General features: G+C 59.4%; 20 protein-coding genes. 8 read left to right on the plus strand and 12 right to left on the minus strand.

All coding sequences use genetic code 11. The features are described from left to right. The first annotated feature begins 219 nt into the window (after positions 1-219). From ACI512_RS16255 to ACI512_RS16270, 4 genes are all read left to right on the plus strand, one after another. Positions 220-936, plus strand: a complete 717-nt coding sequence (locus tag ACI512_RS16255; protein ID WP_012723873.1) for a YafY family protein — start codon at positions 220-222, stop codon at positions 934-936. A 52-nt stretch (positions 937-988) separates the two neighbouring features. Beyond that, complete coding sequence (locus ACI512_RS16260) at positions 989-1,324, plus strand: nuclear transport factor 2 family protein (RefSeq protein ID WP_012723874.1); 336 nt, start codon at positions 989-991, stop codon at positions 1,322-1,324. 15 nt (positions 1,325-1,339) lie between these two features. Beyond that, complete coding sequence (gene zapE / locus ACI512_RS16265) at positions 1,340-2,443, plus strand: cell division protein ZapE (protein ID WP_236380592.1); 1,104 nt, start codon at positions 1,340-1,342, stop codon at positions 2,441-2,443. 172 nt (positions 2,444-2,615) lie between these two features. Then, positions 2,616-3,107 (plus strand): GNAT family N-acetyltransferase, encoded by a 492-nt coding sequence (locus tag ACI512_RS16270; protein WP_236380591.1) that lies wholly within the window; start codon positions 2,616-2,618, stop codon positions 3,105-3,107. A gap of 106 nt (positions 3,108-3,213) precedes the next feature. Here the strand turns inward: ACI512_RS16270 and ACI512_RS16275 are convergent, their stop codons facing one another. The 4 genes from ACI512_RS16275 to ACI512_RS16290 form a co-directional block, all read right to left on the minus strand. Then, complete coding sequence (locus tag ACI512_RS16275) at positions 3,214-3,435, minus strand: hypothetical protein (protein ID WP_064053844.1); 222 nt, start codon at positions 3,433-3,435, stop codon at positions 3,214-3,216. Positions 3,436-3,579: 144 nt separating this feature from the next. After that, positions 3,580-5,823: a TonB-dependent siderophore receptor gene (locus ACI512_RS16280; RefSeq protein WP_236380590.1), complete on the minus strand. Its 2,244-nt coding sequence runs from the start codon at positions 5,821-5,823 to the stop codon at positions 3,580-3,582. Positions 5,824-5,937: 114 nt separating this feature from the next. Further along, entirely contained in the window at positions 5,938-7,686 is a 1,749-nt protein-coding gene (locus tag ACI512_RS16285) for a phosphoethanolamine transferase CptA (RefSeq protein ID WP_236380589.1), read from the minus strand. A 160-nt stretch (positions 7,687-7,846) separates the two neighbouring features. After that, on the minus strand, positions 7,847-8,026 hold the full coding sequence (locus tag ACI512_RS16290; RefSeq protein ID WP_012723880.1) for a DUF6026 family protein: 180 nt from the start codon (positions 8,024-8,026) through the stop codon (positions 7,847-7,849). A gap of 269 nt (positions 8,027-8,295) precedes the next feature. Between ACI512_RS16290 and gnd the strand changes: the two genes are divergently transcribed. The 3 genes from gnd to ACI512_RS16305 are packed head-to-tail and all read left to right on the plus strand — an operon-like array spanning position 8,296 to position 11,620. After that, positions 8,296-9,279 (plus strand): phosphogluconate dehydrogenase (NAD(+)-dependent, decarboxylating), encoded by a 984-nt coding sequence (gene gnd / locus ACI512_RS16295; RefSeq protein WP_012723881.1) that lies wholly within the window; start codon positions 8,296-8,298, stop codon positions 9,277-9,279. Continuing rightward, on the plus strand, positions 9,276-10,799 hold the full coding sequence (zwf, locus tag ACI512_RS16300) for a glucose-6-phosphate dehydrogenase (protein WP_093545352.1): 1,524 nt from the start codon (positions 9,276-9,278) through the stop codon (positions 10,797-10,799). Before gnd ends, zwf begins: the two co-directional genes overlap by 4 nt. After that, entirely contained in the window at positions 10,796-11,620 is an 825-nt protein-coding gene (locus ACI512_RS16305) for an HAD family hydrolase (protein WP_236379725.1), read from the plus strand. Before zwf ends, ACI512_RS16305 begins: the two co-directional genes overlap by 4 nt. Positions 11,621-11,686: 66 nt before the next feature. On the opposite strand, the gene ACI512_RS16310 is transcribed toward ACI512_RS16305, so the two are convergent. After that, positions 11,687-11,947 carry a hypothetical protein gene (locus ACI512_RS16310; RefSeq protein ID WP_231807975.1) on the minus strand — a complete coding sequence of 87 codons (261 nt, stop codon included), beginning with the start codon at positions 11,945-11,947 and terminating at the stop codon, positions 11,687-11,689. Between the two features lie 342 nt (positions 11,948-12,289). Between ACI512_RS16310 and ACI512_RS16315 the strand changes: the two genes are divergently transcribed. Then, complete coding sequence (locus tag ACI512_RS16315) at positions 12,290-13,615, plus strand: sigma-54 dependent transcriptional regulator (RefSeq protein ID WP_231807974.1); 1,326 nt, start codon at positions 12,290-12,292, stop codon at positions 13,613-13,615. 116 nt (positions 13,616-13,731) lie between these two features. Here the strand turns inward: ACI512_RS16315 and ACI512_RS16320 are convergent, their stop codons facing one another. From ACI512_RS16320 to ACI512_RS16350, 7 genes are all read right to left on the minus strand, one after another. Beyond that, complete coding sequence (locus tag ACI512_RS16320; RefSeq protein WP_236379726.1) at positions 13,732-15,036, minus strand: hypothetical protein; 1,305 nt, start codon at positions 15,034-15,036, stop codon at positions 13,732-13,734. Between the two features lie 49 nt (positions 15,037-15,085). Next, positions 15,086-15,832 (minus strand): hypothetical protein, encoded by a 747-nt coding sequence (locus ACI512_RS16325; RefSeq protein WP_064053839.1) that lies wholly within the window; start codon positions 15,830-15,832, stop codon positions 15,086-15,088. A 39-nt stretch (positions 15,833-15,871) separates the two neighbouring features. Beyond that, on the minus strand, positions 15,872-16,552 hold the full coding sequence (locus ACI512_RS16330) for a C39 family peptidase (protein ID WP_012723888.1): 681 nt from the start codon (positions 16,550-16,552) through the stop codon (positions 15,872-15,874). A 75-nt stretch (positions 16,553-16,627) separates the two neighbouring features. Then, positions 16,628-17,374 carry a hypothetical protein gene (locus ACI512_RS16335; RefSeq protein ID WP_236379727.1) on the minus strand — a complete coding sequence of 249 codons (747 nt, stop codon included), beginning with the start codon at positions 17,372-17,374 and terminating at the stop codon, positions 16,628-16,630. Between the two features lie 67 nt (positions 17,375-17,441). After that, positions 17,442-17,993 (minus strand): hypothetical protein, encoded by a 552-nt coding sequence (locus ACI512_RS16340; RefSeq protein ID WP_012723890.1) that lies wholly within the window; start codon positions 17,991-17,993, stop codon positions 17,442-17,444. Then, positions 17,993-18,442, minus strand: coding sequence for a hypothetical protein (locus tag ACI512_RS16345; RefSeq protein WP_231807971.1), 450 nt, complete (start codon positions 18,440-18,442; stop codon positions 17,993-17,995). Before ACI512_RS16345 ends, ACI512_RS16340 begins: the two co-directional genes overlap by 1 nt. Before the next feature lie 329 nt (positions 18,443-18,771). Then, complete coding sequence (locus tag ACI512_RS16350) at positions 18,772-19,767, minus strand: FecR family protein (RefSeq protein WP_046033784.1); 996 nt, start codon at positions 19,765-19,767, stop codon at positions 18,772-18,774. Positions 19,768-19,917 lie beyond the last annotated feature (150 nt).

Genomic DNA, 19,917 nt, shown 5'->3' on the forward strand with positions numbered 1-19,917 from the left:
TGTTGAATAAAAAACGGCCTGTTCACCAGGCCGTTTAATGAGAGGGTCACCCCCACACCCTGCGAAGGCTGCGCTTTCGCAGGGTGTTTTATTTTCGCAGACCCTGACCCTGACCCCAGCCTGCAATGTAGGCGGTCAAGGGGCTTTTTTACTGCTGACGTTTTCTGACAGGGGGCTCTGCTAAGCTGCGGCACGTTTCCTTTTTCGGCAGGCATTCCTGTGTCGCGTACCACTCGTCTTCTGACTTTGCTCCAGGCCCTGCGGGGTAAGAAACGTCCGGTGACCGCTGCCGTGCTGGCGGCGCAGTTGGAGGTGTCCGAGCGTACGCTGTACCGCGATATTGCTGAGCTGACGGCCTTGGGCGCACCAATTTTTGGCGAGGCGGGGGTAGGGTATGTGCTGCGCAGCGGCTTGTTTCTGCCGCCCTTGATGTTGAACGCCGAGGAAACCGAAGCCATCGTGCTCGGCTTGCGTTATGTGGACCAGCGCGGCGATGACGTGCTCAGCCGCGCCGCCGCCAATGCCCTGGCAAAAATCGCCGATGTGCTTGACCCGGCCGCCCAGGAAGCCTTGCGCAACCCGACGCTGCTGCCCGGTCCGCCAGGGTTCGGCTACCCGGAAAACCGTGTGCCCCTGAATGTATTTCGCGATGCCATCCGCCACCAGGCCAAGTTGCACATTGATTACGCGGACGCCAGCCAGACCCAAAGCCAACGCCTGATCTGGCCACTGGCCCTGGGGTTCTTGAATGAGGTGCGGGTGATCGTGGCCTGGTGCGAGTTACGCGGCGCCTATCGCACCTTTCGTACCGACCGTGTGGCGAGTGCCGAAGCGTGCGGTGAGCGTTATCCGGGGCGCCGCAGTGACTGGCTGCGGGCCTGGCGCAAGTTGATGGAGCAGAGTGAGTCCGCGCCGTTTACTCCTGACAAAAACTGACACAACCCTGGCTTAGCATGGCCGCACAAATCATCTGGAAAGGAGCTGTGCCATGTCTATCCCTGAGTTGGCGCCGGCCATCGCGGCCTATCTCGCGGCGGCCAATACCCGTGACACCTCGGCTGTCGCCGAGTGCTTTGCCGAGGATGCCAACGTGTTCGATGAGGGCCAGCACCGTGTTGGCACCGCCGCCATTGCGCGCTGGATGGAAGACACCGGGCGTCGTTACCAACCACGGGTCGAAGTGCTCAAGGTGCAACACCGTACCGGCAAGGTGTTGGTCAGCAATGTGGTGTCCGGCAATTTCCCCGGCAGCCCATTGGAGCTGCGCTACACCTTTCGGTTGAATGCGCAGGGCAAGATTTCACGGCTGGATATTTCCCTGTAGGTCATACTGGCGGGCATGACTTTCGACTCGCCCCTCGCTGCCTACCAACACGCCATTGCTCAACCGGGTTTCGTTGCCGACGACGCCCAGCGCCAGGCGGTGGATGCCCTGCAAGCCTGCCACCATGCCCTGCACCACGGCCAGGCGCCGATTGCCGGTGTGTACCTGTGGGGGCCGGTCGGGCGTGGCAAGACCTGGTTGATGGATCAGTTCTACCAAAGCCTGCGGGTGCCCGCGCGCCGCCAGCATTTTCATCACTTCATGGGGTGGGTGCATCAGCGCTTGTTCCAACTGACCGGTACTCACGACCCCTTGCAGGCTCTGGCGCGGGAGCTGAGCCAGGCAGTACGCGTGTTGTGTTTCGATGAACTGTTCGTCAATGACATTGGTGACGCGATCATCCTCGGGCGCCTGTTCCAGGTGATGTTCGAGGAGGGCGTGGTGATGGTCTGCACGTCGAACCAACCGCCCGATCAGTTGTATGCCGATGGCTTCAACCGGGAGCGTTTTTTGCCGGGGATCGCGGCGATAAAGCAGCACATGCAAGTGGTCACGGTGGACGGCGGGGAGGATCACCGGTTGCACCCGGGCGCGGGTATTCAGCGCTACTGGGTCAATCAGCCCGAGGCGCTGGCGGGCGTGTTCGAGCAGTTGGCCGAAGGCCAGCCCACCCACCGCGGGCCGGTTGTCGTGGGGCATCGTTCCATCGTCGCCGTGCGGTCCGGCGCCACGGTGCTCTGGTGCCGCTACGCCGACCTGTGCGAACAGCCCCTGGCCGCAATGGATTTCATGCTGTTGTGCGATCGCTTCAAGGCGATCCTGCTGGGCGAAGTGCCCAACCTCAGCGCTCAGAAACGCCCGGGCCGGATTGCACGCGGCACCGAAGACGGTGCCCTGCGTGTGGTGGCCGGTGATCGCGAATTGCCGGCGTTGTCGGTGCACGATGACAGCGTACGTCGGTTTATCGCCCTGGTGGACGAGTGCTACGACCGCAAAGTGCCGTTATTTATCGAGGCGCAGGTGCCTTTGGAGAGCTTCTATACCGAGGGCTATCTGGAATTCCCGTTTCGCAGGACACTGAGCCGTCTGCAAGAAATGCAATTGCAGCGCTTTGGCTGACGTCTGTGCGAAAAAACCTAGGAATCGGCTGATTGCGAATTTTCGAAGGGTCAACCTTCGCGCTTTCATGCGCATATTTGTAGTTAATCTCCTTCATCTGCCTCCTGCTCCACGCTTACAATCGTGCCCCTCACAGGGAGCGATTCCCTTGTAATCGTGATCGAGGATGGAAATGGACACCCCAGATATCCTGGTGCTGCAAGCCAGCTACACCAACCCCGTGCATGCCGAAGCGATTGGCCATGTGCTCAACCACTACGCCGAAGACCCGATGGGCGGAGGCCACAGCCTGCCCGCCGACTTGCTGGAGCAACTGCCGGGTGAACTGGCCAAGCGCCCCCATGCGTTCAGCGTGCTGGCGTTTGTGGGGGGTGAGCCGGCGGGGCTGGTGAACTGCTTTGAAGGTTTCTCCACGTTTGCGTGTCGCCCGCTGGTTAACGTCCACGATGTGGTGGTGATGGGTGCTTTTCGTGGTTTGGGGTTGAGCCAGAAAATGCTGCAGAAGGTCGAGGAAATCGCCCGGCAGCGGGGCTGCTGCAAGATCACTTTGGAGGTGCTGGAAGGCAATGCTGTGGCTCAAGCGGCGTATCGCAAGTTCGGCTTTGATGACTCGAAATTTGATCCGGCCCATGGGCGCATGTTGTTCTGGAACAAACCGCTTTAATCAATAAGTGGCAAAAAAAAGGCGCCATTAAATGGCGCCAAGTTCACCTTAGCCATAGGAGCGGAATGGTAAAGGGCAGTGCGGTTAAATCAAATGCGCAGTTGAATCAAGTATTCGGTTGTTGCTCGGCGGTGGATTTATCGGTCGCCTCTTTCTTCATGTTTTTTCCATCGGCCTGCGCGGTTTGTTCAGCGGTGCCGTGGGTCTTTTGCTGCATGAACGCGAAGTCGTTGTAGAACGCCTTCGAACGCTCCGAACCGCCTTCGGCAAAGGCCGCGGCAGAGGTCAGGGTCATCAGGGTGGCAAGCATCAAGGTGGAGAGTTTCATGGCAGTGTTTCCATTAAAAGTGATCGGTATCCGCTCTGTCCTTGATCAGATTCATGGGGCGAGTGTGGAGTCGATTTATTAAGTAGGAATTAACGCGAAAAAAACCAGAAGTTAACAATTTCGTTAACTCCTGGTTAAAAAATCTTACAGCTTCCAATCCAGTGCCAAGGTGATCGAACGTGGGTCACCCCAATACACGCCGTTATAGAAACCGACGCGCTCGTAATATTTTTTATCAAATAGATTGTTGACGTTGACCGACGCCGAAACATGTTCGTCAAACTGGTAGCGCGACATCAGGTTGACCACGGAGTAGGCCTGCTGGGTGATTTTCGCCCGCGTGGTGATCCGGTTTCCGTCACCGTCCCGAGCGCCTGTCGGCCTGTTGCTGAAATCGTAGATTTCGCTCTGCCAGCTCACGGCGCCGCCGACCGTCAGGTTGCGCCATGAGCCCGGTAGCCGATAGGCGCTGGACACCTTCAGCAGGTTCAGCGGCTGGCCGGTGTTGTTGCGCTTGTCGGAGCCATTCACCGAGTGGGTATAGGTATAGCCTGCCGTCAGGTTCCAGTCCGGCATCACCTCGCCGGCCACCTCCAGCTCGAAGCCATTCACCTTGTTACCTTTACCGCCGGACTTGTAGTACTCCTCGCCTGTGGTCGGGTTCGGCGGTACCGAATCATCCCGCTCCGCGACGTTGTCCTGTGTGCTCCAGAAATACGCAGCCGCCACGTTCAGTCGCTCCTCCAGCAGACTGCCCTTGATCCCCACCTCATAGTTGCTGCCCACCACGGGCTCCAGGTATTTCTTGCTGGCGTCCTTTAGGCTTTGCGGCTTGAAGATGTCTGTGTAGCTCGCGTAAACGGTGTATTGCGGGGTGATGTCGTAGAGCAGCCCGGCATAGGGCGTCCACATATCGTTGTGGGTCTGGCGGGTCTTGTTGGCGGCGGTCAGTTGGTTGTCGGCGTTATAGGCAGGCGCAGCGCTGACCAGTTCCCAACTGCCGTAGCGGCTGCCCAGTACCGCATGCAAGCGTTCGGTCAGGCTCAGGCGCGTGGCCAGGTAGCCGGCCTTCTGCTGCTTGCTGCTGTGCTCGCCCTTGAGGTCAGTGACGGTGTCGGCAAACTTGCCGATCCCGCCCATGTGTTTCCAGTCTTCGATGCTGTAGTAGCTGGCAGGCAGGCTGCTGCGCATGAAGGGGGAGACGTCGCGTTGCGTGGCCTCGCCATAGCCCATCATCAGTTCATGCTCTCGACCCAGCAACGCGTAGCTGCCGGCGAGGTTGAGATCAACCGCCTCCATTCTCGAGGTGCCGAGCATATGGCTTGCCCATGCCGTCATGCCGCTGCGGTCAGCGTTGGGGAACCCCGCACCGCCGTAGTACACCTTGCCATCCGTGTCGCTTTGTCGATGGGTGTAGGCGGCCTTCACATGCCAGTCGCCGCCCAGGCGATGGTCGAGGGTGGCGAAGGTGGTCTTGTCCGTCAGTGGCCAGGAACTCCAGTGCGCCGCCATATTGGTGGAGCGTGAGAGCCCGGCCTTGCCACCCTGGCTGTTCCAGTAAGGCACGGTGCCCCAGGAAGTGCCTTGGACCTGTTTGTTCTGGTAATCAAAGCCCACGGCCAGCACGGTATCGTCTGACAGGTCGCCTTCGAGAATGCCGTAGCCGACTGCCCGCTGCAGCCCGTAGTTGTCGCGGAACGACTGGCTGTCGCGGTAGGCCAGCACCGTGCGCCCGCGCAGCTTGCCGTCGTACGCCAGGGGGCCGCCGACATCCACGTAGCTGTAGTAGTTGTCATGGCTACCACCGCTGATGCCGGTTTTGGCCTGCCACTGGGCGGTGGGGCGCTTGCGCACCATGTTCACCGTGGCCGACGGGTCGCCGGCGCCGGTGGTCAAGCCCGTGGCACCGCGAACCACCTCGATGCGGTCGTAAATGATGGTATCGGAATCCGACTTCATGTAGCCGAAGGTGTTGAGCATCCCGTCAATCTGGAAGTTGTTGATGCCATAGCCACGGGACGAGTAGGACACACGGTCGGAGTCGTTGTGCTGGACGTTGATGCCCGTGGTCTGGCGCAGCACTTCGGTCAAGGTGTTGAGGTTGAAGTCATCCATTTGCTGGCGAGTGATCACCGAGATGGACTGCGGGGTTTCCTTGACGGACAGGTTCAGGCGGGTGGCGGTGCTCATCGAACCGGTGGTGTAGGCCCCGGTGTGCTCGGTGGTAGCCCCGAGGCCATCGGCACTGATGCGCGTGGCACCGAGTTCGAGGGTGTTGTCTTTGAGGGTGTAGCTTTCGGGGTCGGTTTCAGCCAGCAGGTCCGGGCTCACCACCACGCTGAAGAGGCCGAGGGTAAAGGTCATGGAACGGGTAAAGGGCGCAAACATCGCGGAAGACTCCTTGTCGTCTTTGCAGCCTTCTCAGTAAGAGAAGGCCTTGGCTCAAAGACGAAAGGAGGCGTGGAACTTTAGGCTTAAACGAGAATGATTGTTATCTTTCTGTTACAGCGGTGCTTGGAGTACCACCTCGGTGGTGGCCTTTTTCGGTTTGATCAGGCTGAAGTCGATCAAGCCTTTCTGCTGGCGCTCGTAGGGGTTGCCGATCAACAAGGGGCGTGGCTTGAAGCTGTCGCTGACCAGGCTCTTGCTGCGGTCCCATTCATCGAAATTCAGCCCGGCCAGGTCGGCCCAGGTATGAATCAACTGCGAACTGCTGTACGGGCGTTGCAGGTCGCCGGCGAAACTCCAGTCGTGGGTTTCGCGCCATTTCGGTGAGGCGTAGGCCATGAACGGGATGGTGTACATCGGCGCTGTCGGCTTGCCTTCGTTGCGGCCCAGGGTGCTGTGGCCGGCGGAGTCGAAGACGTCTTCACCATGGTCCGACAGGTACAGCAGGAAGCCGTTGGGGTCGGTCTTGGCGTAGTCCTTGATCAGGCTCGACACCACAAAGTCGTTGTACAGCACGGCATTGTCGTAGCTGTTGTAGGTCGGCAACTGTGCATCACTGACGCCATCCGGCACGCCCTGGCGGTCGGTGAACTTATCGAAGGTCGGCGGGTAGCGGTACTGGTAGCTCATGTGAGTGCCCAGCAAGTGCACCACGATGAACTTGCGCTCGGCAGGGTCGGCCAGGGCCTTGGAGAAGGGCGCGAGCACGTCACCGTCGTATTGGCGGGCGTTTTGGTTGCGGTTGTTGTTCAGGTACACCTGCTCGTCGGCCTGTTCCGAGAACGTCGTGAGCATGGTGTTGCGCTTGGTCATGGTCTGCTGGTTGGTGATCCAGTAGGTCTTGTAGCCGGCCTGCTTCATCACGCTGACAATCGACGGGGTCTTGAGGTACAGGTCCGGGTTTTCTTCGTCGGCGAAGGTCAGCACCTGTTGCAGCGCTTCGATGGTGTAGGGGCGCGGGGTGATGACATTATTGAACACGGCCAGTTGGTCGCGCAGTTTGTCCAGCTCGGGCGTGGTGTTGCGCGGGTAGCCATAGAGGCTCATACGCTGACGGTTGGTGGACTCGCCGATCACCAGCACCAACGTGGACGGCTGGCCGGCCATGCTGTCCTTGAGGTTCTTCAAGGGCGGGATCTGGCTGGCGCTGGTGAGCATGCCTTGCATGTTGTCCAGCTGTTCGGTGTAGCGACGGTACGCCACGATCATCTGCCACGGGACGGCGGGTTCGATACGGGTTTCAAAGCGATCGATGGCCTGTTCCATGTTGTCACTGGTGGCGATCTGCTTGACCAGCGGATAACCCACCACCGCCACAACAATCGCTGCGGCTGCCAGCATCGACTGGCCGCGAGGCAGGTAGACCGGGCGCAGGCGCGTCCACAGGAATACGGCGAAGGCGGTGTGGGCGATGAACGCCAGCACGATCCACCAGGCAAAATACTGGGTGGCGTATTCGCCGGCTTCAGAGATGTTCGACTCGAACATGATGAAGATGACGCTTTGGGAAAATTCCTGCTGGTAGATGAAGAAATAACCCAGGCTGGCCATGGAGCACGCCCATAGCACCACACCGATCAAGGCGGCGAGCAGGCGCGTACGGCGCGGGAACAGCAGCATCGGCGCCAGCCACAGCGCACTCATGAAAAAAGCTTGGCGAAAGCCACTGAAACCGGAGGTGCCGGTCAGTTGGATCAGCAGTTGGGTAATACCCGAGAAGTACCAGAAAAACAGAAACAACCAGCCAAAACCGGCCCAATCAAAGCCTTTCGCAGACGTGGTGCTGCGTTTGAACATCGCCATCCAGCGCTCCAACCCGATAATTTTTCAGTTGACGCGCAGGGGCGCACGCAACAGAGGCCACCCTTGCATGGGGTGGCCCTTCGGGCGGGAGTATCGGGAGGGGCATGTGAAAACTTTGTGAGATTTATGTAGCCGTTATCTTACAAAGTGGTGACGAGGCTTAGCAGAGTGCAGGCTGGGCGCTGGAAGGCTGGTCCAGCTGGGCTTGGATGATGTGCGAACGCAGGCGCAGGACTTCCTGCTGCAGTTGATCGCGTTCGTCCTTCAACTGACGCAACTCATCACGGCGGATGTTGACGTAGAGGGTCTGTGGCGGGCGGGTCATCTGTGCTGTGCTCATTGCTTACCTCGCAAATAGCCGGTAGATCGCGGTGCCAGAACGCTTGATTCGAGGTTCTCGGCATCAGTCGGAAGCAATTCTGAATTCTTTTTTGGAACAAGGGAACTTTTTTATTTTTCACGGTCCTGTGACTTTTATTACCGTGATGGTGAAATGATGGCTACTTTTTTGTCATGAAACTACACGGATCCGCTCTGGACTAACCCTCATTAGCCTCATTGCGCTATAAACTATGTCACACATTTTTTAGTAGTTAGGAGCATCAGCACATGCAACTGGGGATTATCGGACTAGGCCGCATGGGCGGGAATATTGCACGGCGCCTGATGCTCAATGGGCATACCACCGTTGTTTACGACCGTAACGAAGCATTTGTAAAAGGCCTGAGTGAAGAGGGCGCCACCGGCGTTGCCGACCTCAAGGCGCTGGTGACCGGGCTGCAGAAGCCGCGCACCGTGTGGGTGATGTTGCCGGCAGGCGCGCCCACTGAAGACACCATCAATGAATTGAGTACGCTGCTCGAAGACGGTGATGCAATCATCGACGGCGGTAACAGCAACTATAAGGACGACGTTCGCCGGGCCAAGGCCCTGGCTGAAAAAGGCCTGCACTATGTCGACGTCGGTACCTCCGGCGGCGTGTGGGGCCTGGAGCGTGGCTATTGCATGATGATCGGTGGCGACGCCCAGACCGTGCAGCGCCTTGATCCGATCTTCAAGAGCCTGGCGCCGGGCCTGGGCAACATTCCGCGCACCAAGGACCGTTCCGCCAGCGCCGACCCGCGTGCCGAGCAGGGCTATATCCACGCCGGCCCTGCGGGCTCCGGTCACTTCGTCAAGATGATCCACAACGGCATCGAGTACGGGATGATGCAGGCGTTTGCCGAAGGTTTTGACATCCTCAAGACCAAGAACTCGGAAAACCTGCCGGAAGACCAGCGCTTCGACCTCAACGTCGCCGATATCGCCGAAGTCTGGCGCCGTGGCAGTGTGGTGTCGTCTTGGTTGCTGGACCTGACCGCCGACGCCCTCGCCACCGACCCGAAACTGGAGGGCTATTCCGGCTCGGTTGCCGACAGTGGCGAAGGCCGCTGGACCATCGAAGCCGCCATGGAACAAGCCGTGCCGGTACCGGTGTTGTCCACCTCCTTGTTCGCACGCTTCCGCTCGCGCCAGCAAAGCACCTACGGTGACAAAATGCTCTCTGCCATGCGCTTCGGCTTTGGTGGTCACGTGGAGACTTCCAAAAAATGACCGCCAACGGCAAGAAACTCAAGGCCGAACCCGCTCCGCCCACCACCCTGTTTCTGTTTGGTGCCCATGGTGACCTTGTAAAGCGCCTGCTGATGCCGGCGTTGTACAACCTCAGTCGGGATGGGCTGCTGGCCGATGGCTTGCGCATTGTCGGCGTTGATCACAACGCCATCAGCGATGCCGATTTCGCCAAGAAACTCGAGGACTTCATTCGTACCGAGGCCGCGAGCAAGGTCAAGGGCAACGCGGATAACGCCCTCGACCCACAACTGTGGGCGCAATTGGCCAAGGGCATCAGCTACGTCGAGGGCGATTTCCTCGACGACAGCACTTACGCCGACATCGGCAAGAAGATCGCCGACAGCGGCACCGGCAACGCGGTGTTCTACCTGGCAACCGCACCGCGCTTCTTCAGCGACGTGGTGCAGCGCCTGGGCAGTGCCGGCCTGCTGACGGAGACCGACGACAGCTTCCGTCGCGTGGTCATCGAGAAGCCCTTCGGCTCCGACCTGGCCACCGCCGAAGCGCTGAACGCCAGCCTGCTCAAGGTGATGAGCGAGAAGCAGATCTATCGCATCGACCATTACCTGGGCAAGGAAACGGTGCAGAACATCCTGATCAGCCGCTTCTCCAACGTGCTGTTCGAAGCGTTCTGGAACAACCATTACATTGACCACGTGCAAATCACCGCCGCCGAAACCGTCGGCGTAGAAACACGGGGCAATTTCTTCGAAAAAACAGGCACGTTGCGCGATATGGTGCCCAATCACCTGTTCCAACTGCTGGCGATGGTGGCCATGGAGCCGCCTGCAGCCTTTGGCGCCGACGCCGTGCGCGGCGAGAAAGCCAAGGTGATTGGCGCCGTACGCCCTTGGTCCCTGGAGGATGCGCGGGCCAACTCGGTACGCGGGCAGTACACCGCCGGCGAAATTGGCGGTAAACAATTGCCGGGCTATCGCGAAGAAGCCAACGTGGCGCCTGACAGCAGCACCGAGACCTTCGTCGCCCTCAAGGTGATGATCGACAACTGGCGTTGGGTCGGCGTGCCGTTCTACCTGCGCACCGGCAAGCGCATGAGCGTGCGCGACACCGAAATCGTCATCTGCTTCAAGCCCGCGCCGTATGCGCAGTTTCGTGACACCGAGGTCGATGAGCTCAAGCCCACCTACTTGAAGATCCAGATCCAACCGAATGAGGGCATGTGGTTCGACCTGCTGGCGAAAAAGCCGGGGCCGACCCTGGACATGGCCAATATCCAGTTGGGTTTTGCCTATAAGGACTTCTTCGAGATGCAACCGTCTACCGGGTACGAAACCCTGATCTACGACTGCATGACCGGCGACCAGACCTTGTTCCAGCGCGCCGACAACATCGAGAACGGCTGGCGTGCGGTGCAGCCATTCCTTGATGCGTGGAAGGAAGATGACGGGATCCAGGCCTACAAGGCGGGTGAGGATGGCCCGGCCGCCGCCGACGCCTTGCTGGCCCGTGATGGCCGCAGCTGGCACAGCCTCGGATGAGTGACGCAGCGATTCATCCCATCCGTTTTATCCTCAGTGACGTGGACGGCACCTTGCTGCATCCCGATCACAGCCTCAGCCAACGCACCGCCGACGCGGTGCGCGCCTTGCGCGAAGCCGGAGTGTTGTTCAGCCTGGCCAGCGGGCGCCCGCCCAAGGCCATGCTGCACCTGATCGAAACCTTTGGGATCGATGTGCCGGTGGCGGGCTTCAATGGCGGCACCTTGATCAACCCGGATGGCAGCATCCTGGTTGCCCATCATCTGCCGGCGGAAGCGGCGCTGGTTACCCTGGCGCTGTTTTCAGCGGAGTCGGAGGTGGAAGTGTGGGTGTTTGCCGATGGCGACTGGTTGCGCCGTGACCCGCCAGGGCCGATGGAGCCGCGCGAGGCGAATGGCCTGGGCTATGGGCCGGTGGTGGTGGAGAGTTTCGAGCCCTACCTGGACCGGGTCGACAAGATCGTCGCCGCGAGTCACAACACGCAATTATTGGTGGAGCTGGAAGCGCGATTGCAACCCAAGGTGCAGGGGCTGGCCCAGGTGTCGCGTTCGCAACCGGTGTACTTGGACGTGACCGCGATGCTGGCCAACAAGGGCGAGGCCTTGAAGACCTTAGCGGCGCACCTGGGGGTGCCCATGGAGCAAACGGCGGCGATTGGCGATGGTGGCAATGACCCGGCGATGTTTCAGGTGGCCGGGTTGTCGATTGCCATGGGGCAGGCGGAAGAAACCGTCAAGCGCCAGGCCAGTGTGGTGACGGGCAGCAACATCGAAGATGGCGCCGCCGAAGCAATCGAACGGTTTATTCTCGCGGCACCCTAAGCGACGCGTGTTCTAACTCTGAACTTGCGCGCCGTTAACATAGGGCGCGCAAGTTACACGGTCGACTTACTTTGGCATTACCCAGGACTGCAACTGGTGGCCCTCTTTGTCGAGTTCGGCACGCGCTTGCAACAGCAAGTTTTCCAGTTGCGCCGGGTCGGTATAGGCACTCGACGACAGTTGTTTGCTGCCGATACGGTTATTGGTACGGTCGATGACGCTCAGGCTCAGGGCGCCGTTGCCATCGTGCCAGGCCACGCACTGAAAGGGTTGGAAAGCACGGTCTGCGATCAAAAGAGCTTCGTTGATGCGGAGCGGGGCGTTCATGTGGGTTCTCTCTCATTGCCCATTCAAGTGAGTGCCGGCGGTTGGGCTGACCGTGCGGCGGGTTACTTGTACTGATGCACGATGGCGGGGTACGGGTCACATGTTAGAGCAACTATTTTCAACTTTTAGTGATGGACGTCATGTAAGCGGCTGTTTTGAAAGCTGAATGAAAGTTCTGGCAGTGCCTAACTTTTTTGGCGTAAACGCGCGAAAGTGGCTTTTTGCCCAGACTTATAGCGAAACGGTACAAGCCCCGCGTCAAGACCTTGCTAGGGTTAGCAGCAGACGTCACAAACTGTTGTTTCTAAATAACTTTAACAATTTTGACGCCAAGGAACAGTCATGGGTGGACCCCCCGTTCAACGTCGATTGCTAGTGGTTGACCCCTGTGACGACTGCCACGGTCTGTTGCCCGGTTTGCGGACGGCGGGGTGGGCCGTCGACAGCTGTACGTTGGAAGCGGTGGGTGACCGATCCTGTGATGTCGGTCTGTTGCGCCTGCAGCCCTACCATCTGGAGCGTCCGGAAGCGGTCAAGGAGCTGATCGGCCGCAGCGGCACGGAATGGATCGCCGTACTCAGCCAGGACGTGTTGCGCCTGCAGAACGTCGGTGACTTCGTCTGCGAGTGGTTTTTCGACTTCCATACTTTGCCCTTCGACGTTGCCCGCGTACAGGTGACCCTGGGGCGCGCGTTCGGCATGGCACGCTTGCGGGGCAAGGGCCCGACGCCGCTGGACGAACCCGAGCATGAACTGCTGGGGGACAGTCGGCCGATCCGCGAACTGCGCAAATTGCTCTCCAAGCTGGCGCCCACTGAATCCCCGGTGTTGATCCGTGGCGACAGTGGTACCGGTAAAGAGTTGGTGGCCAAGACCCTGCATCGTCAATCCCAGCGCCACGCCAAACCGTTTGTGGCGATCAACTGCGGGGCGATCCCGGAACACTTGATCCAATCCGAACTGTTTGGGCATGAAAAGGGTGCGTTCACCGGTGCCCATCAGCGCAAGGTCGGACGTATTGAAGCCGCGAACGGCGGCACGCTGTTTCTCGATGAAATCGGCGATCTGCCGATGGAACTGCAAGCCAATCTGTTGCGTTTTCTGCAGGAAAAGCAGATCGAACGCGTGGGCGGCAGCCAACCGATTCCCGTGGATGTGCGCGTACTGGCGGCGACTCACGTCGATCTCGAAGCCGCAGTGGAGAAGGGCACCTTCCGCGAAGACTTGTATTACCGCCTCAACGTCTTGCAAGTGGTCACCGCGCCATTACGCGAACGCCATGGCGACGTCGCGATGTTGGCCAACCACTTTTCACGGTTCTACAGCCAGGAAACCGGCCGCCGCCCCCGCAGCTTCAGTGACGACGCCCTGATCGCCATGGGCGAGCACGCCTGGCCGGGCAATGTCCGCGAGCTGGCCAACCGCGTGCGCCGCGGCCTGGTACTGGCCGAAGGGCGCCAAATCGAAGCCGTTGATCTGGGATTGCAGGGCCGGCAGGCAATTTCGCCGCCCATGGCTACACTGGAAGACTACAAGCACCGCGCCGAACGCCAGGCACTGTGCGATGTGCTCAACCGGCACAGTGACAACCTGAGTGTCGCCGCCCGCGTGCTGGGGGTGTCCCGGCCCACGTTCTACCGGTTGCTGCACAAACACCAGATCCGCTAGGGCGGGTAAACCGAAAAGCCCCGCAACGACCCTTATCGTTGCGGGGCTTTTCCTTTGTTGTGGTAAACGGGCTTGTCGCACCGCCCGCGTTGGGCGGCGAAGCAGCCCCTCCTCAATCAAAAGTAATACGGAAACTTCAGGCTGAACGTAAAGTCCGGCGCATCATCCGTCATCCCGATCGCCAGGTTCGGCACAATCGTCAGGTTGTCCGATGCGGCAATCGTCATCCCTACGTTGAAGTAGCCGGCGTTGGCGTCGCTGGACACCACCGACTGCCAATCCCCGCCATTAGGTTTGAGCTTGCTCTTGCGCTGTATCAGGTCGGAGACTGAGAACGACATACTCATCTTTTCGTTCAACGCGAAGGCAACGCCCATGCCGACCTGGAAGCTGTCGCCAAGGCTGACCTTGCCGCCGACTTTCTGGTTGACGTCACTGCTGATGTCATCGAATGACTCTTCGAAGTTGTGGGTGTAGGACAGCGAACCAAACAGCACGGCCGGGTCGAACGTCTTGACCAGGGATATGCCGGGGGTAATCGACCAGACACCGTTACCCGTAGGCAGGTTTTCCGGGACGTACAGGTTGTCGTTGGCGGTAGACCTGACCAGCTTGATGCCAAAGGGTTCTTTACCGGTTGGCGCCTTGACGCGTACCGACACCACCGCATCCGGCAGGGTGGGGGTTTCATCCAGGAATTTGTATGCCACGCCGAAGTTGACGTCGCCGATGGTCGGGTCGCGGCTCACCGACTCTTCCGATGTGGCGTTGCCATTGTTACCGGCACCGCCCGACTGGTAGGTCGATTCGCGGTAGATCACCGGTACGTTCACATCAAACTGCCAGCGGTTATCGAGGTTGTAGCGACCGGTCAGGTCAAGGGTCCAGTTGTCCGACTTGATCCGGTCCAGGTTGATATTGCCGAGGAAGATCGAGTCCAGCGCCAGGAAGCCGTTAAGCGTCAACTGGCGGGCGTCGTAACGCGCATAAGAGACACCGGTTTCAAAGCTGAACTTGCCATTGCCGAAAAAGCCGCTGGCCTCGTTATAGAGGTTACTGACGCTTTGCGCAGGCGCCGAATCGTCCTTGAGGGACTGACCATAGGAACTGCCGCCGCCGCCCGCACCACCCGAGGCGGCCGCAGCGCCGGTACCGGCGACGGTTGCACCGCTGGCCTTCTGGAAGTCCGCCGGGGATTTCGCCAGGCGCTTGGGCGCCGGTGTCGCCGGTTGATCCTCAACCTGGCGTACCCTTTGCTCCAATACCGCCAGGGCTTTTTGCTGCACGTCGTACCGCTGTTTGAGTTCCAGGAGTTCTTGTTTGAGGGTCTCGATATCGGCGTCTGGCGCGGCATACAGCATGGATGCTGGCAAGAGCGTACTTAAACAGACCACCGCGCGTAACGATAACGATCGATGCATGAAATAAGCCGTCCTTTTCTAATGCGAAAGTGTCGAGGGTCAGCGTAGTTCAATAACCGAGAGTGCGTAGGCCTTTAAGTTGATCCAAATTGCAGTTCAACGCCGGGTTGTTCAGTCCGTTATTGCCCATTACCACGTTGAGCTGGGTCATGTTGTTGACGAAGTTGGTATTACCGGTCAACACCGTGCCTTGCAGCACTTGCCCGCCGCCAATCTGCTGGAGGCTATTGCCTTGGTTATGGTTGGCCTGGATCGCCATCTGCAAGCCGCCATTGTTGGCCGATACGCTTACGCGGCCCGCCGCGCTGTCGCCGGTAACCGTACCGCCGGCCACCAAGACATGCCCCGATTGCACAATATTGGAAGGCGCAAAGCCGTTTTCAGTGACGTTGATACCGACATTGTTGTACGCCGTGTTGCCGTCGCCGGCGGTGCGCACGCTTTGCGTCACGCCGGTGCCAGTGCCCAGGCCTGCGCCTCCGGTGACGTTGCCGGTGCCGGTATTCTGGTTCGTACCGGTGCCTGCCGAGCCGGTGGTCTGCACATAAAACTGAGGGGTAATGGTCGATGAATCGACTTGCATGCTGGCTTTGCCGGTGATGGTGTCACCCACGGCATTGGTCCAGGTGCTGCTCATGACAATACCGAAGCTGATGATCCGCCCCGGCATCACGTAGCGGCCGCGCAGCTCGGCCATTTCCGAATCCTTGAGTTCGATCGGTTTGAACCCTGATGAAGCATAAGCGGGCATTGAGGCTGCCAGACACAAGACCGTCAGCCAACGGGAAGTGTTCATCTTTCGCTCCTGGAGCGTCCTGCCCCTTATTGCGCTTCTTTAGAAGAAGTCGCTCTGGATGAAACCGAAATCCATCAGCTCGGCATCGCCTACGGGCCTGAACTCATTCAACTGGTTCTTGGCGGTCAGTGGCGTGGGCGGGTCGAGCAAGGCATTGGCCTTGTCGTAGCCTTCACCCAGCACGGCGAAAACGATGCCATTCCAGCCCTTGACGAAGTCGTCGTGTGAATAGCGCTTATGGCCCAGCACGGGGTCGCCGATATAGACCCAGTCCTTGTCCGCGCGCTGCAACACCACGAAGTGCTTGTAGCCACGAATTTCCAGCAGCACCACCACAGGGATCTTCACGGTCACCAGGGTGTCTGGCCCGATCTTGTAACCCCGGGCACGCATGCCGATGCTTTCGAGGTAGCGCTTCATGTCCAGCATGGAAAAGCCCTGGGTGCGTACCAGGTCCTGGTCCGCATTGACCAGCATGCCTTTGATGACGTGGTCTTCGTCTACGTCCAGCCAATAGCCCTGGCGCAGAATGGTGGCGAGTGCCGCAGCACCGCAGCTGAAATCGGTTTTCTGTTCCACCAGGTTGGCGAACCGGCGCTCACGGATACTCTCGACCTTCTTGTAGATGACTGCACCGCCAGGCATGGCGGAGATCGCCATGGTGCCTGCCCATGTAGGGCCGGTGAGCAACATCAGGAGGGTGAGGGTCGCGAGGCGCATGATCGTGTGACCTGCTGGCTACTGATATAAAAAACAGGGAGTAAAAAAGGGCCTTGTTGCCAAGGCCCCTTTGGATCAGAAGCGCACGCCGCTGGCGCAGACGCTGCAACCCTGGCCGATCGACAGGCTGTTGCTGCCTTGGTTGCCGGCACCGGATTGCAGGTTCACACCCACGTTGCCGGAGTTGCGGTTAACCGAGTTGTCGAGGCTGGAGTTGTTGGACACGTACTGAGGTTTGCTGCCATGGCCATAACCGTGGCTGGTAGCAGCGGTGTTGAGGTAGTTGTTGGCGAGCGAGTTTTGCTCGGTGTTGGCGGCCGCTGCGATGTTTTTGCCATCAGCCGTGGTGATCGCCAGGTTGTTTTTGCCTTGGTTGCCTTGACCGGCTTGGCCGTTGTAACCCAGGTTGCCGGAGTTACCGTTAGCCGAGTTGTCCAGGGAGGCGTTGTTTTGCGTGCCTTTGTTGACGAAGTTGTTCAGCCCGCTGTTTTGATTCACATCGACCACGGCAAACACGGTGGCGAAGTCGCCTTTGGCGCTGGAAATCGCGCCAGAGTTGTCGGCTTGGTTGCCGCTGCCGGCTTGAACGTTCACACCGACGTTACCGCTATTGCCGGTCACCGAGCCATCGGCAGAGGCGTTGTTTTCGGTTTTGGTGTCGTCAAACTTGTTGCCGACGCTGTTTTGTACATCCGTGACCACGGAGGCAACCACGCCGGTTGGTTGAGGCGCAGGGTGCCAGCCACCACCTGCTTGGGCAGCAGCAGCCATCAGGGCGGCGAGAGCGAAAACCAGTGGTTTCAGGGCCATTTGAGGTTTCATGGTGTTTCTCCTTGCTTCTAATTAGTTGGTTAAGTGTTGGTACGGTCTAGCCAGTGCTACCAAGCTGTTACTTGATAGTGATGCCCAGGGTGTTAGCCACTCGGTTCCCCACCCCAGCACTCTGGTTCACCTGAATCACTCCTCGGCTGCCTGTGAAGGCCTGGTCGCTTGTCACGACCTGGCGGCTGCCAGTGGTGGGGGTGAGCCCTGAGTCGGTTGCCAGCGTCGTCGTGTTCTGTTGCAACAGGACGCTGTCGTCTATGGCTTGCGGGCCAGGGTTGATGCTGATCCGCACGGCATTGACTGATTGGTTATTGGCCCCGGCTGACTGGTTGATGCCCAACATGCCGTTGCCATTGGTAAAAGAGGTGCCCTCGATCGCTGCCTTGGCGGCCAGAGAGGGGTCGACCTTGCCGTTCATGTTCTGGATATTGCGGGTGGTGCCCTGGCCACCAAGTGCGACGGCGCGGTTGTTGGCGGTTTGCTGCTGGTTGCCCGCCGCCTGGTTGATCATCACGTTGCCGTTGTAGGCTTGGCCGCTGTTGTTGATCACCGCGGTGTTGTCGGCCATCGCCGAGGCACTGCCCAGCAGGGCCAGAAGGAGCAGGGAACGGTTCATTATTTGCCCCCCATCATGCTGCCGATGTTGTTCAAGGGCGCCATGCCACGCTGGATCGAATCGCTGATCTGCCCACCCACGGAAGCGCCGGCACCGTGACCGGCGGCTGAGCCGGAACCGAGTGTTGAGACACTGTTTTGGGTGTTGTTCAGGCCCGGAATGTTTCCGTTGGGCAGGATGGCGCGGGTAATGCCCGAGCCGCTGGCGATGCCACCGATGTCCATGTCACTGAGCTCACCCGTGGAGCCAAGGATCTCGTGGCTTGGATTGGCGTTGGCGGTGGTGGGGTAGGGATCTTTACCAAATGAAGGTCGGCCGTACATGTGCCCTTGTACGTCGCGGCCGGTCACGATCACGCCGTCACCTGCCAGGGTCGGAAGACTGATGCTGGCGCTGAGTACACAGCTGACCAGCAGTACGTTCATCGAACCTTGAGTGAGTGTGATCACGGCGGCATTCCTTATTCTTCACGCTGACCCTAAACAGCGTTGTAAGGGAGAGAGCAGAAGCCGTGCCGCTTTTTATTTATCTTTGTTATTCAATGGGTTGCGTTTAATGCGAGGCAAAATGATGGCCGCACTGTATCAGCCGTGAGACAGCGACCCTTAAAGCCCAGGCTACCCAGCCACTGCACAACCGCTTCACCTCCCTGTATCAGCGTTGAAACACCGCGCATGACAAAACGATGAACGCGCTCACCGTGGGCGGTTCAGGGCATGCAGGTGTAAAAAAAACGGACACTTCGGGCGCGCGCAAGCCTACGCCGGAGGGCGAAGACTCAGCCTTTAGGGGCTTTACGCGGGATGGAATTGAGTACGGGGTTGCCGTCTTGGTTCTGGGTCAGGTAGACCGGCAGCACCTTGGGCAGGGAGGGCACGAGGTTGTTGACCTCGTTGATGTTGTAGATGCCGCCGATGCGGATCGCCCCGGTGCTGGCGTCGGCCAGCATCACCGGTTTGCTCAGGTAACGATTGATCAGCGGCAACGCATCGGCCAGGGCCAGGTTGTCGAGGATCAGCTTGCCCTGGCGCCAGGCCAGTGCGGTGTCGTCCGGGTTGATCGGCTGCACGCGAGGCGTGGCGTCACCCTGCTGATAGCTGGCCTGCATGCCGGGCGTGAGGGGCACGCTGCCGTGTACCGCGTCGCTGGCGATTTGTACCGAGCCTTCGAGCAGCATCACCCGTACCTGGTCTTCGTATTTCCACACGTTGAACTGGGTACCCGTGACGCGTACCTGGCCATTGCCGGCGCGCACGATAAACGGGTGGGCGTTGTCATGGCTGACCTTGAAGAACGCCTCACCCTTGTTCAGCGTGACCCGGCGCTGGTCCTTGTAGTTGCTGTAGACCAGCTCGGTGCCGAGGTTGAGTTCCACCTGGCTGCCATCGCCCAGGGTGACCTGGCGTAAACCCGTGGTGGCGTCGAAGCGCTCATAGGAACTGGGCAACCAACCGGCTTCCCAGCCGGTAAAAGCGGCGAGGGGCAGGGCGACCAGGCAAATCGCCGCCGCCACTGCGTAGGTGCGCGCCCGGCTGCGGGGCTTGAAGGGCACCACTACTGGCGCAGGTTCGTGGCGTGGCAGGTGGTCGGCGACGTCCCAGATTTCGAGCATGGCCGCATATTCAAAGGCATGCAGCGGATGGGCATCGTGCCATTGGGTAAACGCCTGACGTTCGCCCTCCGTGCAGTCAACGGCGTGCATGCGCATGCACCAATGCGCAGCGGCATCGGTGATCGCGTCATATTCGGCTTCTGATAGAGACTGTTCGCGCATTGACCCATCCTGATTTCCCACATTCTAACTTCACGGGCCCGTGACGAGAACAGCGGTCATGGCGATTGCACATCAATGTTGAACGAATTTAGGCGATACAGCGGTTGAAACCTGCCATATAGCACTCATTCTCATTAATTGGCGTGTCCA

Source organism: Pseudomonas petroselini (assembly GCF_045037875.1).
Taxonomy (GTDB): domain Bacteria; phylum Pseudomonadota; class Gammaproteobacteria; order Pseudomonadales; family Pseudomonadaceae; genus Aquipseudomonas; species Aquipseudomonas petroselini.